At 39.7% G+C, this 1,110-nt stretch carries 1 protein-coding gene and 1 pseudogene; both read right to left on the bottom strand.

Going from position 1 to position 1,110, the window contains the following annotated elements; translation table 11 throughout:
* Positions 1-253: 253 nt before the first annotated feature.
* Positions 254-755: pseudogene (locus AACW06_RS19665) on the bottom strand (IS1 family transposase).
* Positions 730-948 (bottom strand): IS1-like element transposase, encoded by a 219-nt coding sequence (locus AACW06_RS21135; protein ID WP_443263844.1) that lies wholly within the window; start codon positions 946-948, stop codon positions 730-732. Before AACW06_RS21135 ends, AACW06_RS19665 begins: the two are co-directional and overlap by 26 nt.
* Between the last annotated feature and the right edge of the window lie 162 nt (positions 949-1,110).

The following is a 1,110-nucleotide window of genomic DNA, read 5'->3' as shown; positions in this document are numbered from 1 at the left end:
CCTTATTGTACTCCGCCCAGTTAGTTATCTTCTTTTTCGTTTTCCCCATGTCATCACCGCTCTTACCATCACAAAGGATCAGATCGCAGGACTTGGAAAAGGTTCAACTGATTTAGGCAACAACGCCAATTAAAATGGTAAATAGCCCCTAAAACAACTTAAACTAGAAAAAAACCAATAAAATTAAAACTATATTTTTATTTGATTAAGCCTTTTGAGTAAGAATAATTGGTCGTGACTCCAATCGGTTGATTCAAAGATAAAATTCTCGTTCAATGAATGTTCCGATAACCTTATCGTGCATCTTCTCCGATTTGGAAAAACCGATTGTTCTACGTACTAAACGTTTTAATTTGGAACGCAGGGTTAGATTGGTTCGCTCAATCCGTTGAGTGAACCTTTTGCCCACAACATGCTTTTCCCTTGGTAATTCTTTTGTGTAAACGCTGAAGTCATCGGTAAAAAAAGCTGATATCAAACGGCTTGAGCAAAGCGAGCAACGAGCGCAGAGCATCCGTACTACAGCCACCAAATGCATGAGCAATGATGCGCTTATAGCGAGGCTCCCAAGCATACCAAAGCCAGCGACGATTTTTCTTTTTACCTACGAATGACCATTGCCCATCAACTTTACAGATTAGAGAGATGTTTGCTTTATCGAAGGGTGTAGAGGTCACTTGCCTTGGAGAGAGTTTTTTAAAGTGCGTAGCACCGTGTTGTAGCCAACTTTTAAAACACGCTTGTTTCTCTAACATCAGAGCTATTCATTGCCATATCAATAATTTGTTCTTTGACATTAGGCTTATATGCCTCGTAAGCGTAATCAAGCTGAAGGGAACGCTTATATTCTATGCAACGAAATCGCTGAAAGCTCGTTACCCCCTTACCGTGTTTACATACATGTTCAGTTTGGTTGCAAAATCGACATTGAACTTGAATGGTAGCCATGATTTCTTGTTTGAGGATGAAAGGTTACCTTTTTAGTAAGCGCATCATAAACCCCACATTTTAATCAATATCGGTACGTCCTAAGATCAAATCCCCTAATCTCAAGGAGATCTGAAATGGCAAAACGACGTACCGACCAAGAATGGCAAAACCTGTTTGAAA

Origin of the sequence: Vibrio sp. S12_S33, from assembly GCF_963889785.1 — a bacterium.
Taxonomy (GTDB): domain Bacteria; phylum Pseudomonadota; class Gammaproteobacteria; order Enterobacterales; family Vibrionaceae; genus Vibrio; species Vibrio aestuarianus.
Note: the sequence above shows the minus strand (reverse complement) of the source record. Positions and strands in the feature narration are given on the sequence as shown.

Excerpts from the sequence above, each read along its gene's own strand:
- AACW06_RS21135 (WP_443263844.1), bottom strand. The coding sequence starts at position 948 with ATGGCTACCATTCAAGTTCAATGTCGATTTTGCAACCAAACTGAACAT.